The organism is Pseudomonas monteilii, assembly GCA_001534745.1.
In the GTDB taxonomy this organism is placed as follows: Bacteria; Pseudomonadota; Gammaproteobacteria; order Pseudomonadales; family Pseudomonadaceae; genus Aquipseudomonas; species Aquipseudomonas alabamensis.
In genome coordinates, this window is sequence record CP013997.1 from 3,905,868 (window position 1) to 3,921,549 (window position 15,682).

At 67.9% G+C, this 15,682-nt stretch carries 14 protein-coding genes; 5 read left to right on the plus strand and 9 right to left on the minus strand.

The genetic code is table 11. The features are described from left to right. Positions 1–14: 14 nt before the first annotated feature. Positions 15–479 carry a multidrug transporter gene (locus tag APT63_16695; GenBank protein AMA47127.1) on the plus strand — a complete coding sequence of 155 codons (465 nt, stop codon included), beginning with the start codon at positions 15–17 and terminating at the stop codon, positions 477–479. A 28-nt stretch (positions 480–507) separates the two neighbouring features. Further along, positions 508–1,332: a short-chain dehydrogenase gene (locus APT63_16700; GenBank protein ID AMA47128.1), complete on the plus strand. Its 825-nt coding sequence runs from the start codon at positions 508–510 to the stop codon at positions 1,330–1,332. Between the two features lie 580 nt (positions 1,333–1,912). Here APT63_16700 and APT63_16705 read toward each other — a convergent pair. The 4 genes from APT63_16705 to APT63_16720 form a co-directional block, all read right to left on the minus strand. After that, on the minus strand, positions 1,913–3,343 hold the full coding sequence (locus tag APT63_16705; protein ID AMA47129.1) for an RND transporter: 1,431 nt from the start codon (positions 3,341–3,343) through the stop codon (positions 1,913–1,915). Continuing rightward, positions 3,340–4,401 (minus strand): efflux transporter periplasmic adaptor subunit, encoded by a 1,062-nt coding sequence (locus APT63_16710; protein AMA47130.1) that lies wholly within the window; start codon positions 4,399–4,401, stop codon positions 3,340–3,342. Before APT63_16710 ends, APT63_16705 begins: the two co-directional genes overlap by 4 nt. A 27-nt stretch (positions 4,402–4,428) precedes the next feature. Further along, entirely contained in the window at positions 4,429–5,967 is a 1,539-nt protein-coding gene (locus APT63_16715) for a disulfide bond formation protein DsbA (GenBank protein ID AMA47131.1), read from the minus strand. Positions 5,968–6,132: 165 nt separating this feature from the next. After that, on the minus strand, positions 6,133–7,044 hold the full coding sequence (locus APT63_16720; GenBank protein AMA47132.1) for a LysR family transcriptional regulator: 912 nt from the start codon (positions 7,042–7,044) through the stop codon (positions 6,133–6,135). A 200-nt stretch (positions 7,045–7,244) separates the two neighbouring features. On the opposite strand from APT63_16720, the gene APT63_16725 reads away from it, so the two are divergent. Next, positions 7,245–7,691, plus strand: a complete 447-nt coding sequence (locus APT63_16725) for a universal stress protein (GenBank protein ID AMA47133.1) — start codon at positions 7,245–7,247, stop codon at positions 7,689–7,691. Positions 7,692–7,715: 24 nt separating this feature from the next. On the opposite strand, the gene APT63_16730 is transcribed toward APT63_16725, so the two are convergent. Genes APT63_16730 through APT63_16745 form a run of 4 tightly spaced genes read right to left on the minus strand, consistent with a single transcriptional unit; the run spans position 7,716 to position 12,474 of the window. Continuing rightward, complete coding sequence (locus tag APT63_16730; protein ID AMA47134.1) at positions 7,716–8,573, minus strand: efflux transporter periplasmic adaptor subunit; 858 nt, start codon at positions 8,571–8,573, stop codon at positions 7,716–7,718. 10 nt (positions 8,574–8,583) lie between these two features. Then, positions 8,584–8,784: a Na+-dependent transporter gene (locus tag APT63_16735; GenBank protein ID AMA47135.1), complete on the minus strand. Its 201-nt coding sequence runs from the start codon at positions 8,782–8,784 to the stop codon at positions 8,584–8,586. Next, the gene (locus APT63_16740) at positions 8,774–10,951 is read right to left on the minus strand and encodes a fusaric acid resistance protein (protein ID AMA47136.1); all 2,178 of its coding nucleotides are present in this window, start codon (positions 10,949–10,951) and stop codon (positions 8,774–8,776) included. The genes APT63_16735 and APT63_16740 overlap by 11 nt, the downstream gene beginning before the upstream one ends. Further along, entirely contained in the window at positions 10,948–12,474 is a 1,527-nt protein-coding gene (locus tag APT63_16745; GenBank protein ID AMA47137.1) for an RND transporter, read from the minus strand. Before APT63_16745 ends, APT63_16740 begins: the two co-directional genes overlap by 4 nt. Before the next feature lie 177 nt (positions 12,475–12,651). On the opposite strand from APT63_16745, the gene APT63_16750 reads away from it, so the two are divergent. Both APT63_16750 and APT63_16755 read left to right on the plus strand, forming a co-directional pair. Continuing rightward, positions 12,652–13,599, plus strand: coding sequence for a LysR family transcriptional regulator (locus APT63_16750; protein AMA47138.1), 948 nt, complete (start codon positions 12,652–12,654; stop codon positions 13,597–13,599). Between the two features lie 88 nt (positions 13,600–13,687). Beyond that, entirely contained in the window at positions 13,688–14,662 is a 975-nt protein-coding gene (locus APT63_16755; protein ID AMA47139.1) for a D-glycerate dehydrogenase, read from the plus strand. Positions 14,663–14,709: 47 nt separating this feature from the next. Here APT63_16755 and APT63_16760 read toward each other — a convergent pair whose 3' ends face one another. Then, positions 14,710–15,615 carry a hypothetical protein gene (locus tag APT63_16760; GenBank protein ID AMA47140.1) on the minus strand — a complete coding sequence of 302 codons (906 nt, stop codon included), beginning with the start codon at positions 15,613–15,615 and terminating at the stop codon, positions 14,710–14,712. Positions 15,616–15,682: the final 67 nt, after the last annotated feature.

Below are 15,682 nucleotides of genomic sequence, written 5' to 3' on the forward strand. Positions count from 1 at the left end.
AGGACGCGGCCTTCATGATCATCGGTGCATTGCTCATCCTGACCTGGCTGGTAGTGCTGCTGCGCTACCCGGCCAAGGCCCTGGTGATTTCGCTGGCTGCGGTCTGCGGATTGGGTCTGGTGGCTGCCTGGGTCGCCTGGCAGGATCATCGTGAAGCCGCGCAACTGGCACGCCTCGAACTTCGCCTGCGCTATGCGCCCGACCAGTGCCCTGCTGATCGCGCCTTGCGGGTCGAGATGAAGAACGGCAACGAGGTGCCCCTGGTCGAGTTGCGCTGGCAGGTCGCCGCCTATGCGCCCGGCGACACGATCAACCTGGCCGAAAACACCTACGATTCGCCGCGTTACCAGGGCCCCGGCCAGGTTCAGCCTGGCGCGGCCTGGAGCGATTGCCTGCCCCTGCCGCCCGTCCGTGCGGGTTATCGGGCGCAGACGCTGGTATTCCGTGCCGAGCAGTTGCAAGGTCGCTTCGCTGACTGATCGCCCCTTACATTGACAGGTACCGTGCATGTCCGTCGTCTTGATCACCGGTTGTTCCAGTGGCATCGGCCACGCCCTCGCCGAAGCCTTTCGCGACGCCGGTCACCGTGTCTGGGCCACGGCGCGACGCCCCGAGGACGTCGAGCGGCTGAGCGCTGCCGGTTTGCGTGGGTATGGCCTGGAGGTGACCGATGCCGAGGGCGTGGCGCGTCTGGCCGAGCGGCTGGAAGCCGAGGAAGGCGGGTTGGACATTCTGATCAACAATGCCGGTTACGGCGCCATGGGGCCGTTGCTGGACGGCGGTGGCGAGGCGCTGCGCCAGCAGTTCGAGACCAACGTGTTCGCCCTCGTCGACGTGACGCGCGCGTTGTTCCCGCTGTTGCGCCGCAGCCAGGGCTTGGTGGTGAACATCGGCAGTGTGTCGGGTGTGCTGGTGACACCCTTCGCTGGCGCCTACTGTGCGTCCAAGGCGGCGGTCCATGCGCTCAACGATGCACTGAGGCTGGAGCTGGCGCCGTTCGGTGTCCGGGTGATGGAGGTACAGCCAGGCGCCATCGCCTCACGGTTCGCCACCCATGCCCAACGTCAGGCCGAACAGGTTCTGACGCCGGCTTCACCCTGGTGGCCGCTGCGCGATGGCGTGCGGGCCAGGGCCCGGGCCTCCCAGGATCGACCCACGCCGGCGACGGTGCTGGCCCAGGAGGTGTTGCAGGCCTGTGCCCGACAGCCTGTTCCGATTCGGGTGCGCGTGGGCAACGGCAGCCAGGCACTGCCCTGGCTGGCGCGCTGGGTGCCACGGCGGTGGCTGGATTGGGCGCTGAAAAAGCGGTTTGGTCTGCTGCGCTCGCTCTAGGTCAGGAACCTGCACGTATGCTGACCTAGGTGGTGACTGATCAGCCGCTATCGCTGGCAAGCCAGCTCCCACCAAGACCAAGGCAGCCTGCAAAAAAGGGGTGTGCACGCTTGCCTATGGGAGCCTGCATATATCCCGGCATAGGTAGTGCCTGATCGACCGCTATCGCTGGCAAGCCAGCTCCCACCAAGACCAAGGCAGCCTGCAAAAAAGGGGTGTGCACGCTTGCCTATGGGAGCCTGCATATATCCCAGCATAGGTAGTGCCTGATCGACCGCTATCGCTGGCAAGCCAGCTCCCACCAAGGCCAAGGCAGCCTGCCAAAAAAGGGTGCACGCTCGCCTGTGGGAGCCTGCACATGTCCCGGCATAGGTGGTGCCTGATCAACCGCTATCGCTGGCAAGCCAGCTCCCACCCAGACCAATGCAGCCTGCCAAAAAGGGTGTGCTCGCTCGCGTGTGGGAGCGGGCTTGCCCGCGATGGCCCCTGCCAGGGGCCTAAGCTCCATGCCTGGTCATGGTTACCGGGCGACGCTGATCAGCCTGGCCAGCCTCCCCTCTTCAAGCCGGGACGACGTCAACTACTCGAACGCCTGCCACCCACCGCCCAAGGCCTTGTACAACCCCACCAGCGCCTGGGATACGTCCGCCGAACTGTCGATCCACTGCTCCTCGCTGGCCAGCAGCGCTCCTTGCACGGTCAGCACGTTGACGAAATCCACGGCCCCTTCCACGTACTGCCGCTGGGCCGTTTCCAAGGCGATCCGGTTTTCCTTCACCGCCTCGGCCAGGTGATCCCGACGCAACTGGCTGGCGTTGTACAGCCGCAGGACATCGTCGATCTCATGCCAGGCGCCGAGCACCACCTTGCGGTAGTTGAGTGCCGCCTCCTGCTGCTGAGCCTCGCGCAATTGCAGGTTGCCCTTGAGCCGCCCGCCTTCGAAGATCGGCAGCGACAGTTGCGGCCCGAAGGCGAAGCGACGCGCATCCCAGACGCCCAGGTCCGACAGCTGCATGGCCTGCAGGCCGACGCTGCCGGACAACCGGATGCTGGGGTAGAAGTCCGCCTGGGCCACGCCGATGTTGGCGGTGGCGGCGTGCAGGCGGGCTTCGGCCTGGCGAATGTCCGGGCGACGTGCGGCCAGTTCCGACGGCAGGCCGATGGCGAAAGTCTGCCGGGGTGCGGGCAGGTCGGCCTCGGCCAGCAGGGTCGCCTGCAGGCTGCGTGGGGGCTCGGCGGCCAGCAGGCTCAGGGCGTTGATCAAGTCATCCCGGCGCGCTTCGAGGCTGGGCAGACGCGCCTCGATGGAGGCCACTTGCGCGCTGGCCTGGGCCACGTCCAGGCGCGTGGCGACGCCTTCGGCCTGGCGGCTGCGCGACAGCTTCAGGCTGTGCCGGGCGACGTCGAGGTTCTCCTGCGTCACCCGCAGGGTGTGCTGGGTCGCGCGCAGCTGGATGTAGTCACCTGCCGTTTCAGCCAGCAGGGCCAGCAGTACGCCGCGACGGTCGTTCTCGGCCACCGCGACGGAGGCATCGGCCGCTTCCACCTGGCGGCGCACCCGCCCCCACAGGTCCAGCTCCCAGCCGGCGACCAGGTCACCTTGCCAGAGGTTGTAGGCCGACTTGCCGCTGCGCCCCGACGGGTCGTTGAGGCCTTCGGCACTGTTGCGTGCCCGGTCGTAGCCGGCCTGGACACCGACCGCCGGCACTTCGTCGCTGGCCACGCTGCTGCGCAACGCCCGGCTTTGCAGCAACCGCGCGCTAGCCATCTTCAGGTCGAGATTCTGTTGGACGACGCGCTCGATCAAGGCGCTCAGGCGGTCGTCGTGGAAGGTGTCCCACCAGCGCGTCTCCAGGGGCTGCGCCTCGGGCTGACTGGCTGCGCCCTGCCCTTGCACGGGTTGCCAGTTGGCGGGTGCCTGGGCGTCCGGACGCTGGAAGTCCGGCCCCAGGGTGCAGCCGGCCAGCAGGAGGGCGGCCAGCAACGGGCTCAGGCGTGTCAGGGCGCTCATCGTGCGCTGACCTGCGTGCCGTCCAGGGACGTGTCCTGGGTATCGATGGTCGCCTCGACCGACATGCCGACCCGCAGTCGCGCCAGCAAGGGCTGGCCGTCATCGAAGACGATCTTCACCGGAATCCGCTGGACCACCTTGGTGAAGTTGCCGGTGGCATTGTCCGGCTTGACCGCGGCGAAGGTCACACCGGTGGCCGGGGCGATGCTCTGCACGTGGCCCTGCAACACCGCGTCGCCAAAGGTGTCCACGCGCAGGGTGACCGGCTGACCGGGCTGCACGTGGGTCAGCTGCGTCTCCTGGAAGTTGCCCACCACATAGGCCTGGTGCAGCGGTACCACCGACAGCAGCCGGGCACCGGGATTGACGTAGGCCCCCACGCGCAGCGCGCGCTCGCCGACCATGCCATCCACCGGCGCGGTGATGCGCGTATAGGACAGGGCCAGGCGCGCTTGCTCCACGCCGGCCTCGGCGCGCTTGAGCTGACCGTCCGCACTGGCGACCTGCGCCTGCAGCACGTCCACCTGCTTGCGCGTGGCCAGCAAGGCTGCCTCGGCATTGGCCTGCCGAGCGCGGGCCTGGTCGACGCGACTGCGGGCCTGCTGTGCGTTCTGCACGGTGCCCGCCCCCTGCTCGGCCAGACGTCCATAGCGCCCGACCTCCTGGGTGGCGAACGCCGTTTCGGCCTTGGCCGCTTTCAGCGCAGCATCGGCCTGGGCGATCAGCGCCTGCTGGCGCTCCAGCGTGGCCCGCGCATCAACGCTCTGCGCCCGGGCCACCAGCCGCTGGGCCTCGGCGGCGTCCAGCGCGGCCTGATAGTCCCGCGCATCGAGGGTCGCCAGCAGCTGGCCGGCCTTGACCTGCTGGTTGTCTTCCACCAGCACCTGCTCGATGAAACCGGCGACCTTGGGCGCGACCACGGTGTAGTCGGCGACCACGTAGGCGTCGTTGGTGCCCTGATGCGCGTCGCTGCCGAGCAGCCAGGGCCCGGCCAGGGCCGCCAGCACGGCCACGGCGAGCACCGAGCCGATGACGAGGGTCTTGCGAGGATTGTTCATGTGAGAAATTCCGAATGCAGCCCCAGGTCAGGCCACCGCGCGCGGTGGGTAGACCCGGGTAGGGACCAGAGGAATGAGGCAGATCAAAGCCACGGCAATCCCCGCCAGGACCAGGTAGAGGTCGGCCGAGGTCAGCACCGCGGCCTGCTCGTGAATGCGCCGGGCCAGACCGGCAGCGTGATCGTCGATCAGCGGCGCGTTGCCGAGGCTGTCCACCAGGTGATTGGAATGAAAATGCCGACGCAACGTCCCCAGCGCTTCGAGCAATCCACCGGCGATCACTGCCGACAGGCCCTTGACCGTGTTGAACCAGGCTGAGGCGAACGGCCCTTCCTGTGGGGTCATGCCATTGGTCGACATCATCAGCAGCGGCAGCACCGACATCGGCTGGCCGAACACCTGAAGCAGGTAGAACCCGTAGAAGTCGTCGCGGATCCATTGCGAGGTCAGCAAGTGGCTGCCGACACAGGACAGCGCCATCAGGCTCAGGCCCGTGGCCAGCACCCAGCGGCAGTCGACCGCCCGGATGTTGCACAGGGCCGCCGTCAGAGGCAGTGCGATCAGCTGCGGCAGGGCCACCAGCAGCATCAAGGGGCTGACCTGCGCGGGCCGATAATCCTGCAACTGCGCCAGGTACGCCGATGGCAGGCTGCCGCTGCCCGACAGCACGATCAGCACGCCGGCCAGGGTCACCAGGGCGAAGCTCAGGTTGCGGCGGCCCAGCAGGCGCAGCTGGAAGAACGGCAAGGGTTCGGACCATTCGTTGTAGAGAAACAGCACCAGCAACACCAGGCCACCGCCCAGCAGCCAGGTGATCAGCGGCGAATCGAACCAGCCCCAGCGATCCCCCAGGCTCAGGCCCAGCACTAGGCCACTGATCGCCGGCAGCCCCAGGACCACGCCGCGCCAGTCGAACTGGGCGAAGCGTTCCAGGCGCAGCGGGTCCTGGGGCAGGCCCCAGCCCACGCAGGCCATCGCCACCAAGGACGGCACGATGATCTGCCAGAACGACCACTGCCAGCCGACATACTCGGTCCACAACCCGGCCAGGGGCGTGCCCAGGTTCGGCCCGAAGGTGGCGGTCAGGGCATAGCAGGCCAACCCGTAGATCTTGATGCCCGGCGGCAGGAAGCGCAGCGCCACGCTCATCAGCATCGGCGGCAGGGCACCGGACGCCAGCCCTTGCATCACGCGCAGCAGCATCAGGCTGTGCAGGTTCGGCGCATAGGGCTGGGCCAGGCCCAGCACGGCGAACAGGCCGATCGCGGTCAGGGTGAACCGGCGCAGCGAGAAGGTCGCCGCCAGCCAGGGCGAGAAGGCCATGGCCGACACCGAGGCGGCTGAATACACGGCCAGCAGCCAGGCGCCTTCATCGGCGCCGATGCCCATGGCACCGCGGATGTCGGCCAGGGACAGCTTGATCACGCTCTCGTTGAGGCCCGCGCACAGCACCGCCAGCAGCACGCCGAACAGCCCGGTGACCACCCGTGGGCCGAAGGTCGTGTGCGCGGGCGCGGCCGCCGGCGGTGCGACCGGCGCAGTGGAAGACAGGGACAGCGACGCCATGGAGCAGACATCTCCAGCAACAAATTGGGGAAGCTGGGCATTCTAGGAGAGCATCGGGCTGACGAAAACTGACTTGTCGGCAGGTTTAGAGTGTGTCTGACGCAATGGTCAGCGCGCTGGAGCGTGCTTTTGCTGCACGCTCGGCGGCCCTGTCGGCGGTACGCGCTAGCGCTCCGGGTCGGCGCTGCAGCAGCGTTTCAGAAGCTGGCGCAACCAGCGGTGCGCCGGGTCGTGATGAAACCGTGGGTGCCAGGCCTGCATCACCGTCACCCGCTCCATCGACAGCGGGATCTCGAACGAGCGCAGTGGCAGGCCGAGCTTGGCGACGCTGTTGAGGATGTTGGCCGGCATCGGCAGGATCAGGTCCGAGTCGGGCAACGAGAACATCGCCGAGTGAAAACTCGGCGTGATCAGCGCGACCCGGCGCTGGACCTTGAAGTTGGCGAGTTCCACGTCGATCGGCCCGTTGGCGCGCCCCCGGCGGGACACGCTGATCTGCGGGTAGGCGGCGAAGCGTTCGGGGGTGATCGGCGCCTCGAAGATCGGATGGTCACGCCGTGCCAGCCCGATGTAGCGGGTATGAAACAGGCTCTGCACCTTGATCTCCGGGCCCAGGTCGATGCTCGAGCTGATCAGCAGGTCGGTGCGCCCATCGCGCAGCACGGCATCGTCATCACCGCCGGTTTCCGGCACGAAACGCAGCACCGTGCGTGGCGCCTGCTCGTGCATCATGCGCAGCAGCTGCGCGCCGTACAATGCGATGAACAGGTCGTTGGTGCGGATGTTGAAGGCACGCTCCAGGTTCGGCAGGTCGACCGCATCGCCACTGCGAAACACCTGCCCCGCCTGTTCGACCAGCGCGCTGACCTGCTCGCGCAACGCCAAGGCCCTGGGGGTGGGCACCAGCCCTCGCCCCGCACGCACCAGGACCGGATCGCCCAACGCTTCGCGGATCCGCCCCAGGGTCCGGCTCATGGCCGCCGGGCTCAGGTTCATGCGCTGCGCGGCGCCCACCACGCTGCCTTCGTCGAGCAAGGCGTCGAGGGCGACCAGCAGATTCATGTCCGGGAGTTGCATGACCGTTTTCCATGGCAAGGTGAGACGACGCAGCTTAACAGCTGGACGAATTGCGCCGAACGCAATCGGTGAGTGCGGCACGCGGCATTTCTCGCGTGGGGCCGAGGTGGTACACCTGTCGGTGCTGATTGCGGCCGGCGCCTGGTGGCGGCCGTTCGCGACTCGATGCCCACCGCCACCGCTGCCGCCAAGGAGCCCCCATGCCCCGCACCGTCCTGATCGCCATCGACGCTTCCGTCGCCTCCCATGCCCTGCTGGCGCTGGCCGAACGCTATTGCCAGCCGCAGGCCCACGAACTGCACGTGCTCCTGGCCATCGACGCGACCTTTGCCGTGCACGGGCGCCCGGCGGTCTTCACGGAGCAGGAGCTGGACGAGTACCCGGCCGCCTGCGACGAGCAGCGTCAGGCCGACCAGGCCATGGCCGGCGCGCTGCGTCGGCTGCGCGAAGCCGGGTTCGTCTGCAAGGGCGCCCTGCTCGCCCAGGCGCCGGAAGACGCCATCGTGGCCCAGGCCACGGCGCTGGATTGCGAGCTGATCATCATGGGGCATCGGCACCTGTCGCGCCTGGGGCGGCTGCTCGATCCGTCGATCAGCGCCAAGGTCATCGACCGGGTGAGCGTGCCGGTGCTGGTGGGCGTCGCCTGACGCCCGACGCAGCGAGAACGCGCATCACCCCTGTGGCCGCACCACTACCGTACAGGTCATCCCCGCCGCCAGCAGGAACCCGTCCGGCACCTGGTCCAGGTGGATCCGCACCGGCACCCGCTGGGCCAGGCGCACCCAGTTGAAGGTCGGGTTGACGTCGGCGATCAGCTCGCGGCTCTGGGGGTTGTCGCGGTCGTAGATGCCGCGGGCGATGCTTTCGACATGACCTTGCAACTGCTCGCCGCTCATCATCTGCAGGTCGGCGGGGTCGCCGACCCGGACGTGGGGCAGCTTGGTTTCCTCGAAGAAGCCGTATACCCAGAACGAGTGCTCGTCGACCACGGCCATGACCGCCTCGCCGGTACGCGCGTAGTCGCCCCGGTGCACGTTGAGGTTGGTGACGTAACCGTCAACGGTGGCGACGATGCGCGTGCGCTCCAGGTTCAGCTCGGCGGCGGCCAGGGCTGCCTGTGCCCGCTGGTAGTCGGCCTGGGCGGCCAGGGCGACGCTGTCGGCGTCGTCGCGGTTCTCGCGGGAGATCACCAGGTTGTCCAGGTCGGCACGGCGGCGGGCGTTGTCCTTGCGCATCGCCCAGGTCGCCTTGCGCGAGGCGACCAACGCCTGGGCCTGCTGCACGGCCAGGCGGTAGTGCGCCGGGTCGATCTGCAGCAGCAGGTCGCCTTTCCTGACCCGCTGGTTGTCGCGGACCGCCACGTCCACCACGTAGCCGGGCACGTCGGCGGCGACGTTGATGATGTCGGCGCGCACACGGCCGTCACGGGTCCAGGGCGTGGTCATGTAGTGCAACCACAGCTGGCGGCCGATGACCACGGCAGCGGTCAGCACCAGCAGGGTAGCGAACAGGCTGAAGAACTTTTTCATCGCGGATGCCTCACCAGTAGACCCACAGCGCCATGGCGCCGAACAGACAGACGAACAGGCTCAGGCGCAACAGCGCCGGGTGCCAGAAGAAGCGGTAGCCATCATGGCTGGCGATGTAGCGGTCCAGCCCCCAGGCCAGGCCCGCGGCGAACAGGAACATCAAGGTCATGGTGGGCAGGTAGACGCCGTGGAAGGCGATCTCACGGGGCATGGTGCAGTCCTTGTGCCGGCATCAGCGGCGAACGGGGGTCGAGCAGCGAACTGCGGATGAAGTGCAGGTAGCTTTGCACCCGGCGCAGCACCGAGGTGTCGAAATGCCGGGCGAAAGGCTCGTCGGCGGCCTGGACGCTGGCGATCGCCTGGTCGACCGCCCACAGTGCACGTTCGTGGTTGCCGGCGTTCGGTTGCAGGAACAGCCGCGCTAATGCGCGCCCCATCACCCGGATCGCCTGGCGCCAGGGTTGCCAGTCGGCGTAGGCCGGGTGCACCGGCACGCTCGCCTGCTCCTTGCGCAGCTCGATGATCGCGTGCCCGATCTCCAGCACCGCGAACATCCAGCGCAGCAGTTCGCCCTGGACCTGGGGCTGGCCGGCCGCCAGCCCATAGGCCTGGTGCAGCAGGTCGCGGGTGCGGCTGTCGAAGGCCGAGCCCAGGCCACGCAGGCGGCCACTGATCGCCCACAGCACCTGCTCGCGCAGCTCGCGTTGCAGGCGAGTCCACAGCCAGCGGCTGTTGGGCGGCAGGATGATCGCGCCGGCCGCCGCGCAGACCAGCATCCCCAGGAGCATGCCCAGGTAATCGTTGATGAAGCTGTAGGGGTCGTACACCGTCAGGTTATTGGGCACGCTGCCGATGGCGAAGAACACCAGCAGGCCGACGCCATAGCCGGCGTAGGCCGGGCGCGAAGCGAGAAAGGCACCGAGCGCGAACACCGGCGCCAGCACCAGGCAGAGCAAGGGAAAGCCGTCGATCCACGGAAACACGAAGAAGGTCTCGAAAAAGCCCACCAGCGCCCCGAGCAAGGTGCCGCATGCCATCTGGAACGACAGCCGCCGGGGGTTGGGCGAGGCGGCCGAGAGGCCGGCGGTGACCGTGGCGATCAACGTCATCATCGCCCCGCTCGGCCAGTCGCTGAGCAGCCAGTAGCTGCCCAGCAGCAACAGCACCGCCGCGCCACGGATCCCGGCCGCCAGCGATACCAGCCAGCTGGTCTGGGCCACGTAGGGCTCGTCCCAGCGCTCGCGTTCGTGGGTGTGGGCGGCCAGTGACGCATGGGTCTGGGCATAGCTGTAGAGGTCGTCGATGAAGCGGTACAACAGCTCGAAGGCGGTATGGAAGTCGAGCAGTTCCGCCTCGCTCGGCGCGCGCTCCAGAAAGGCAGCGCGCAGGGCGCGGACCTGCCCTTGCAGGCCGTCCTTGTAGGCCGCCAGCTCCAGGGTCAGGCGCACGGCATCGGCGTCGGTCAAGGCACGTCCGGCATAGGGCGCGAGCAGCTCGCGCAGGGTGTCCAGGCCGGGGGCAAGCGCATCGACGATCTGCGACGGCCCGCGCAGGCGCAGGCGTTCGAGCAGCTGGTGCAGGGCGTTGAAGCGCGTGCCGATGGCCATGAACTCGCTGTTCATGCGCATCAGGCGACCGCTGCGTCGGCGCATGTGCGGGTCTTCGAAGGCGGTGACGTTGCGCAGGCTCTCCAGCCCCACGGCCTCGGCGATGAAACGCACGCTGTCCTGCTCGAAGCGCTCACGCGAACCCGCCCCGCGCAGGGCCTCGACGACGAAGCCGGCGAACGCGCCGAAACGCTGGTACAGGGCGTTGCGCATGGCCGCGCTGGCCGACTGCGGCAGGATCGCGGCGCTGACCAGGGTCGAGACCAGAATCCCCAGGCAGATCTCCAGCACCCGCCAGACGGCGGCCATGAAGGCGGCCTGCGGGTGTTCCAGCACCGGCAGGCCGATCATCGCCGCGGTATACCCGGCCAGCACGAAGCCGTAGGCGCGGAAGGTGCGGTAGCGCATCGCCCCGGCCGAGCACAGGCCGACCCACAGCGCCAGGCTGGGCAGGAACAGTTCGGTGTTCTGCGGAAACCAGGCGATCAGCGTGACCATCATCGCCGAGCCGGCCAGGGTACCGAGGATGCGGTAGAAACTCTTGGCCAGGACATGGCCGCTCTGGGGCTGCATGACGATGAACACGGTGATCATCGCCGTGCGCGGCTGCGGCAGTTCCAGGCGCATGGCCAGCCACAGCGTCAGGAAGGCGGCGACCAGCACCTTGACGATGTAGACCCAGGTCACCCCATCGGTGCGCGCCCAGGCAAAGAACCCGCGACGCCACTCCAGGTTGCCCAGCCAGCGGATCGGCGACTGGACCAGGCTCATCGACTGGCCGCCTGGCGCGCGAAGACAGCCAGCGCGGCAGGCGCAGCCGGTGCAGCTTCCTGGCGAACTTCAGGCACGTCGCGCCCAGCCTGCACGCCACCGCCCAAGGCCGTCACCAATTCGGCCTGCGCCACCAGGCGCGCCGCCTGCACCTGGCGTTCGATCTGCTGCTGGCGGAACAGCAGCGTCTGGGCATTGAGCACTTCCAGGTAGCCGGTCAGGCCGCGCTCGAAGGCCAGCGTGGCGATGTCGAAGGTCTTGCGGGCGGTGGCGACCGATTCGGCGGCCAGGCGCGCCTGCACGTCCAGCGAGTCACGGCGGATCAACTGGTCCGACACCTGGCGGAGCGCGTTCACCAGGGTCTGGTCGTACTGGGCGACGGCCTCGTCGTACCCCGCTGCGGCCACGCCCAGGCGCGCACGCAGACGTCCGCCGTCGAACACCGGCAGGCTGAGGGCGGGGCCGGCGCTGTAGTTGAACTTGCGGCCCTGGAGGAAGGACAGCGCGCCGCCGCCCGTGGCGACGAAGCCCAGACCCGCGACCAGGTCGACGTTGGGCAGGAAATCGGCGTGGGCGATGTCCAGGCCCCGTGCCTGGGCGGCCACCTGCCAACGACGGGCGACCACGTCCGGGCGCTGGCCCAGCAGCTGCGCGGGCAGCGCCGACGGCAAGCCGATCGGAGCGCCCAGGTTCAGCTGCGGTCGGTCCAGGCTGGCGCCGGCGCCTGGCCCCTGGCCTGCCAGCGCGGCCAGCTGGTTGCGCGCCAGGGCGATGGCTTCGTCCAGGGCGTCGAGCTGGCGGTGGGTTTCCGGCAGCGGTGCCTGTGCCTGGCTCAGTTCGAATTCGGTGCCGATGCCAGCCGCCAGGCGGCGCTCGGCCAGGGCGACGATCTGCTCCTGCTGGCGCAGCTCATCGCTGACGATGTCGCGGCGGGCGAACTGCAGCGACAGGCCGATGTAGGTCTTGACCACGGTGTTCTGCAACTCGAGTTCGGCCTGGCGAGCCTCGGCCACGCGCATGTGGGCCTGATCCAGGGCCTGCTCGCTGGCATTGCGCTCACGGCCCCATAGGTCCAGGGCATAGCTCAAGCCGAGGTTGGCCTGGTTGTCCCAGGTCTCGGCCCCTGACAGCGCGCCCGGGCCATAGAACTGATCCTGCGGCCAGGCATGGCGCTTGAGCGTCGCCTGGGCGATGCCTTGCAGGTGCTCGTCGGCCTCGACCACGCCGGCCAGCGCCTTGGCCTGGCGCACGCGCGCGGCCGCCAGGGCCAGGCTTGGGCTGCCGGCCAGCGCCAGGTCGACCCAGTGATCGAGCTGCGCGTCCCCGAAGGCGTGCCACCACTGCTGGGCGGGCCAGTCCGCCTCGCGCACGGCGTCGCGAATGGCGTGGTCGATGGCCAGACCATCGGCCGAAGGGGCATTGCTCTGGGGCGCGATGCCCGCGGTGGAAAGACAGCCAGTCAAGGTCAAAGCGAGAACACAGACGCTGAGCGCAGGGAGCGCTCCGATGAGGCGACGCGGCACGACGGCGGTTTCCAGGCAGGAAGAGAGGGCGGCGCCATTCTAGGAGGCGGGCGCGCTGGCGATAAGCAGACATTCCTGCGAATCTTTGTTACCGAAAACGCGATAATCAGGCTTTCGTCTGACGGTCGCTGCTGGCGTCTTCGTGTCACAATCGGTCGTCTACTTCGAGAGCGACCCATGGACACCCTGCAAAACATGCGTGCCTTCAGCTGTGTGGCCCAAGTGGGCAGCTTCACCGCCGCTGCCGCGCAACTGGACACCACCACCGCCAATGTCTCCCGTGCGGTTTCCAACCTGGAAGCGCACCTGCAGACGCGTCTGCTCAACCGCACCACCCGGCGCATCGCCTTGACCGAGGCGGGCAAGCGCTACCTGATGCGCTGCGAACAGATCCTCACCTATGTCGAGGAAGCCGAGGCCGAGGCCAGCGACGCCCATGCCCGCCCGGCGGGCGTGCTCAAGGTGCACTCGATGACCGGCGTCGGCCAGCACTTCGTGGTCGACGCCATCGCGCGCTACCGCGAAACGCACCCGGACGTCACCTTCGACCTGACCATGGCCAACCGCGTCCCGGACCTGCTCGACGAGGGCTACGACGTGTCCATCGTGCTGGCCAGCGAACTGCCCGATTCGGGTTTCGTGTCGCAGCGCCTGGGCATCACCTACAGCATCGTCTGCGCCTCGCCGGACTACGTGGCGCGTCATGGCGTGGCGCAACGCCCCGCGGACCTGACCCAGCATGCCTGCCTGCGCATGGTCAGCCCGGTGATCCCGCTGGAGAAATGGAGCTTCGACGGGCCCCAGGGGCAAGAGGTGGTGACCATTGCCCAGTCCCCGTTCCAGGTCAATTCCGCCGACGCCATGAAGGTGGCGATCCGCAGCGGCATGGGCGTGGGCGTGCTGCCGATCTATTCGGCCATCGACGGTCTGCGCGATGGCAGCCTGGTGCGGGTGATGCCGGACTACCGTTTGCAGGAACTGAACCTGTACGCGATCTACCCGTCGCGGCAGTACCTGGATGCCAAGATCAAGACCTGGGTGGAGTACCTGCGCAACTCCCTGCCGGAGATCCTCGCGGCACACGAGGCGGACCTCAAGACTCACGAGCTGCTGATCGCCAATTGAAAACAGGGGTGTCTGCTCGGGGGTGGGAATGGTAGGTTGCTACGAACCGTACCCTTCCCCGCCACCCCTCTTGCAGAAAGGTTGTCCGATGAAAAAAACCGTCCTCGCCTTCAGCCGCATCACGCCCGCCATGGCCGAGCGCCTGCGGCACGATTTCGACGTGATCCTGCCCGACCCCAAGCAAGGCGACCTCAACGCCCAGTTCAACGAAGCGCTGCCCCAGGCCCATGGCCTGATCGGCGTGGGCCGCAAGCTCGGTCGGACGCAGCTCGAAGGCGCGGGCAAGCTGGAAGTGGTGTCGAGCGTCTCGGTCGGCTACGACAACTATGACCTGGACTACTTCAACGAACGCGGTATCGCGCTCACCAACACCCCCGACGTGCTGACCGAAAGCACCGCCGACCTGGGCTTTGCGCTGATCATCGGCAGCGCCCGGCGCGTCGCCGAGCTGGATGCGTGGACCAAGGCCGGCCACTGGCAGGCCAGCGTCACCCCGAACCTGTTCGGCAGCGACGTGCATGGCAAGACCCTGGGCATCGTCGGATTGGGCAACATCGGCGCGGCCATCGCGCGGCGTGGGCGCCTGGGCTTCGGCATGCGTGTGCTGTACACCGGCAACAGCCGCAAGACCGCGCTGGAGCAGGAGCTGGGCGCCGAGTACCGCAGCCTCGAGCAATTGCTGGGCGAGTCCGACTTCGTCTGCCTGGTGGTACCGCTGAGCGAGGCCACGCGTCACCTGATCGGTGCGCGCGAACTGAAGCTCATGAAACCCAGCGCCTTCCTGATCAACATCGCCCGTGGCCCGGTGGTGGACGAAGCGGCGCTGATCGAAGCCTTGCAATCGGGCACCATCCGCGGCGCCGGCCTGGACGTCTACGAGAAGGAGCCCTTGGCCGACTCGCCGCTGTTCAGGCTGCCCAATGCGCTGACCCTGCCCCATGTCGGCTCGGCCACCGCCGAGACCCGCGAGGCCATGGCCAACCGCGCCCTGGACAACCTGCGCGCGGCACTGCTGGGCGAGCGACCGCGGGATCTGGTCAATCCGCAGGTCTGGAAGGGCTGACGCCCGCTCGAAGGCCGTTTTCCAGGCCCGGTATCGCCGTGGCTCCCTTACGGGCGCGGCATGGCCAGTGGCTCGGGTAGCCGCGCCCTGGGCTTGCGAAACACCCAGACATTGCCCGCCATCACCAGGACCAGGCCTGCAAGCGCAGGCGCGGTCCACTGATAGCCCTCCACCGCCGCCGACACGTTGAGCGCCACCAGCGGGAACAGCACCGTGCAGTAGGCGGCGCGCTCCGGTCCCAGGCGTCCGACCAACGTCAGGTAGGCGGTGAAGCCGATCACGGAGCCTGGGATGGCGAGGTACAACAAGGCGCCCACGTAGCGACCGTTCCACTCGACGGTGAAGGGGATGCCGTCGATCAGGCAGTAAAGCCCCAGCGCCAACGCGCCATACAGCATGCCCCAGGCATTGGTCGTCATCGGCTTGAGCCCGGCGCGCTGCTGCACGCTCGACAGCAGGTTGCCGGCCGAGAAACACAGCGTGCCGGCCAGTGCCAGGCCGACGCCGATCAACGTGCGCTCGCTGACGCTGTGGTGACTCAACTCCGGCCAGAACAGCAACCCCAGCCCCAGCAGGCCGAGGGCGGCACCGCCGAGCACGTTGCTGGCGATCTTCTGCTTGAAGAACACGCGTGCGTTCAGGGCATTCCACACGGTTGCGGTAGAGAACACCACCGCGATCAGCCCACTGGCAATCCACTGGCTGGCCGTGAGAAAACACAGGAAGTTGACGCAGAACAGGCACAACCCTTGTGCCAGACAGATCAGGTGCGCGCGCCGGTCCATGCGCTGGAGACGGCCACTGAGCACCAGCAAGGCGAACAGGATCAGCGCGGCCAGGGCGAAGCGATAGACGATCGAGACCGGAATGGGCACCACGCCGAGCTGCCATTTCAGGGCGATCCAGGTAGTACCCCAGATCAGGACGGTCAGCAGGTACAGCGACAGGTTCATAGGGACGCTCCTCGGGTCAGGCGGTCAGTGTCGATCGGTGATCGGCCGGGCGCTTGCACAAACTTGC

What these genes read in the sequence shown, in the direction of transcription:
- APT63_16695 (AMA47127.1), top strand. Translation starts at nt 15, where the DNA reads ATGATCATCGGTGCATTGCTCATCCTGACCTGGCTGGTAGTGCTGCTG.
- APT63_16700 (AMA47128.1), top strand. Translation starts at nt 508, where the DNA reads ATGTCCGTCGTCTTGATCACCGGTTGTTCCAGTGGCATCGGCCACGCC.
- APT63_16705 (AMA47129.1), bottom strand. Translation starts at nt 3,343, where the DNA reads ATGAGCGCCCTGACACGCCTGAGCCCGTTGCTGGCCGCCCTCCTGCTG.
- APT63_16710 (AMA47130.1), bottom strand. Translation starts at nt 4,401, where the DNA reads ATGAACAATCCTCGCAAGACCCTCGTCATCGGCTCGGTGCTCGCCGTG.
- APT63_16715 (AMA47131.1), bottom strand. Translation starts at nt 5,967, where the DNA reads ATGGCGTCGCTGTCCCTGTCTTCCACTGCGCCGGTCGCACCGCCGGCG.
- APT63_16720 (AMA47132.1), bottom strand. Translation starts at nt 7,044, where the DNA reads ATGCAACTCCCGGACATGAATCTGCTGGTCGCCCTCGACGCCTTGCTC.
- APT63_16725 (AMA47133.1), top strand. Translation starts at nt 7,245, where the DNA reads ATGCCCCGCACCGTCCTGATCGCCATCGACGCTTCCGTCGCCTCCCAT.
- APT63_16730 (AMA47134.1), bottom strand. Translation starts at nt 8,573, where the DNA reads ATGAAAAAGTTCTTCAGCCTGTTCGCTACCCTGCTGGTGCTGACCGCT.
- APT63_16735 (AMA47135.1), bottom strand. Translation starts at nt 8,784, where the DNA reads ATGCCCCGTGAGATCGCCTTCCACGGCGTCTACCTGCCCACCATGACC.
- APT63_16740 (AMA47136.1), bottom strand. Translation starts at nt 10,951, where the DNA reads ATGAGCCTGGTCCAGTCGCCGATCCGCTGGCTGGGCAACCTGGAGTGG.
- APT63_16750 (AMA47138.1), top strand. Translation starts at nt 12,652, where the DNA reads ATGGACACCCTGCAAAACATGCGTGCCTTCAGCTGTGTGGCCCAAGTG.
- APT63_16755 (AMA47139.1), top strand. Translation starts at nt 13,688, where the DNA reads ATGAAAAAAACCGTCCTCGCCTTCAGCCGCATCACGCCCGCCATGGCC.
- APT63_16760 (AMA47140.1), bottom strand. Translation starts at nt 15,615, where the DNA reads ATGAACCTGTCGCTGTACCTGCTGACCGTCCTGATCTGGGGTACTACC.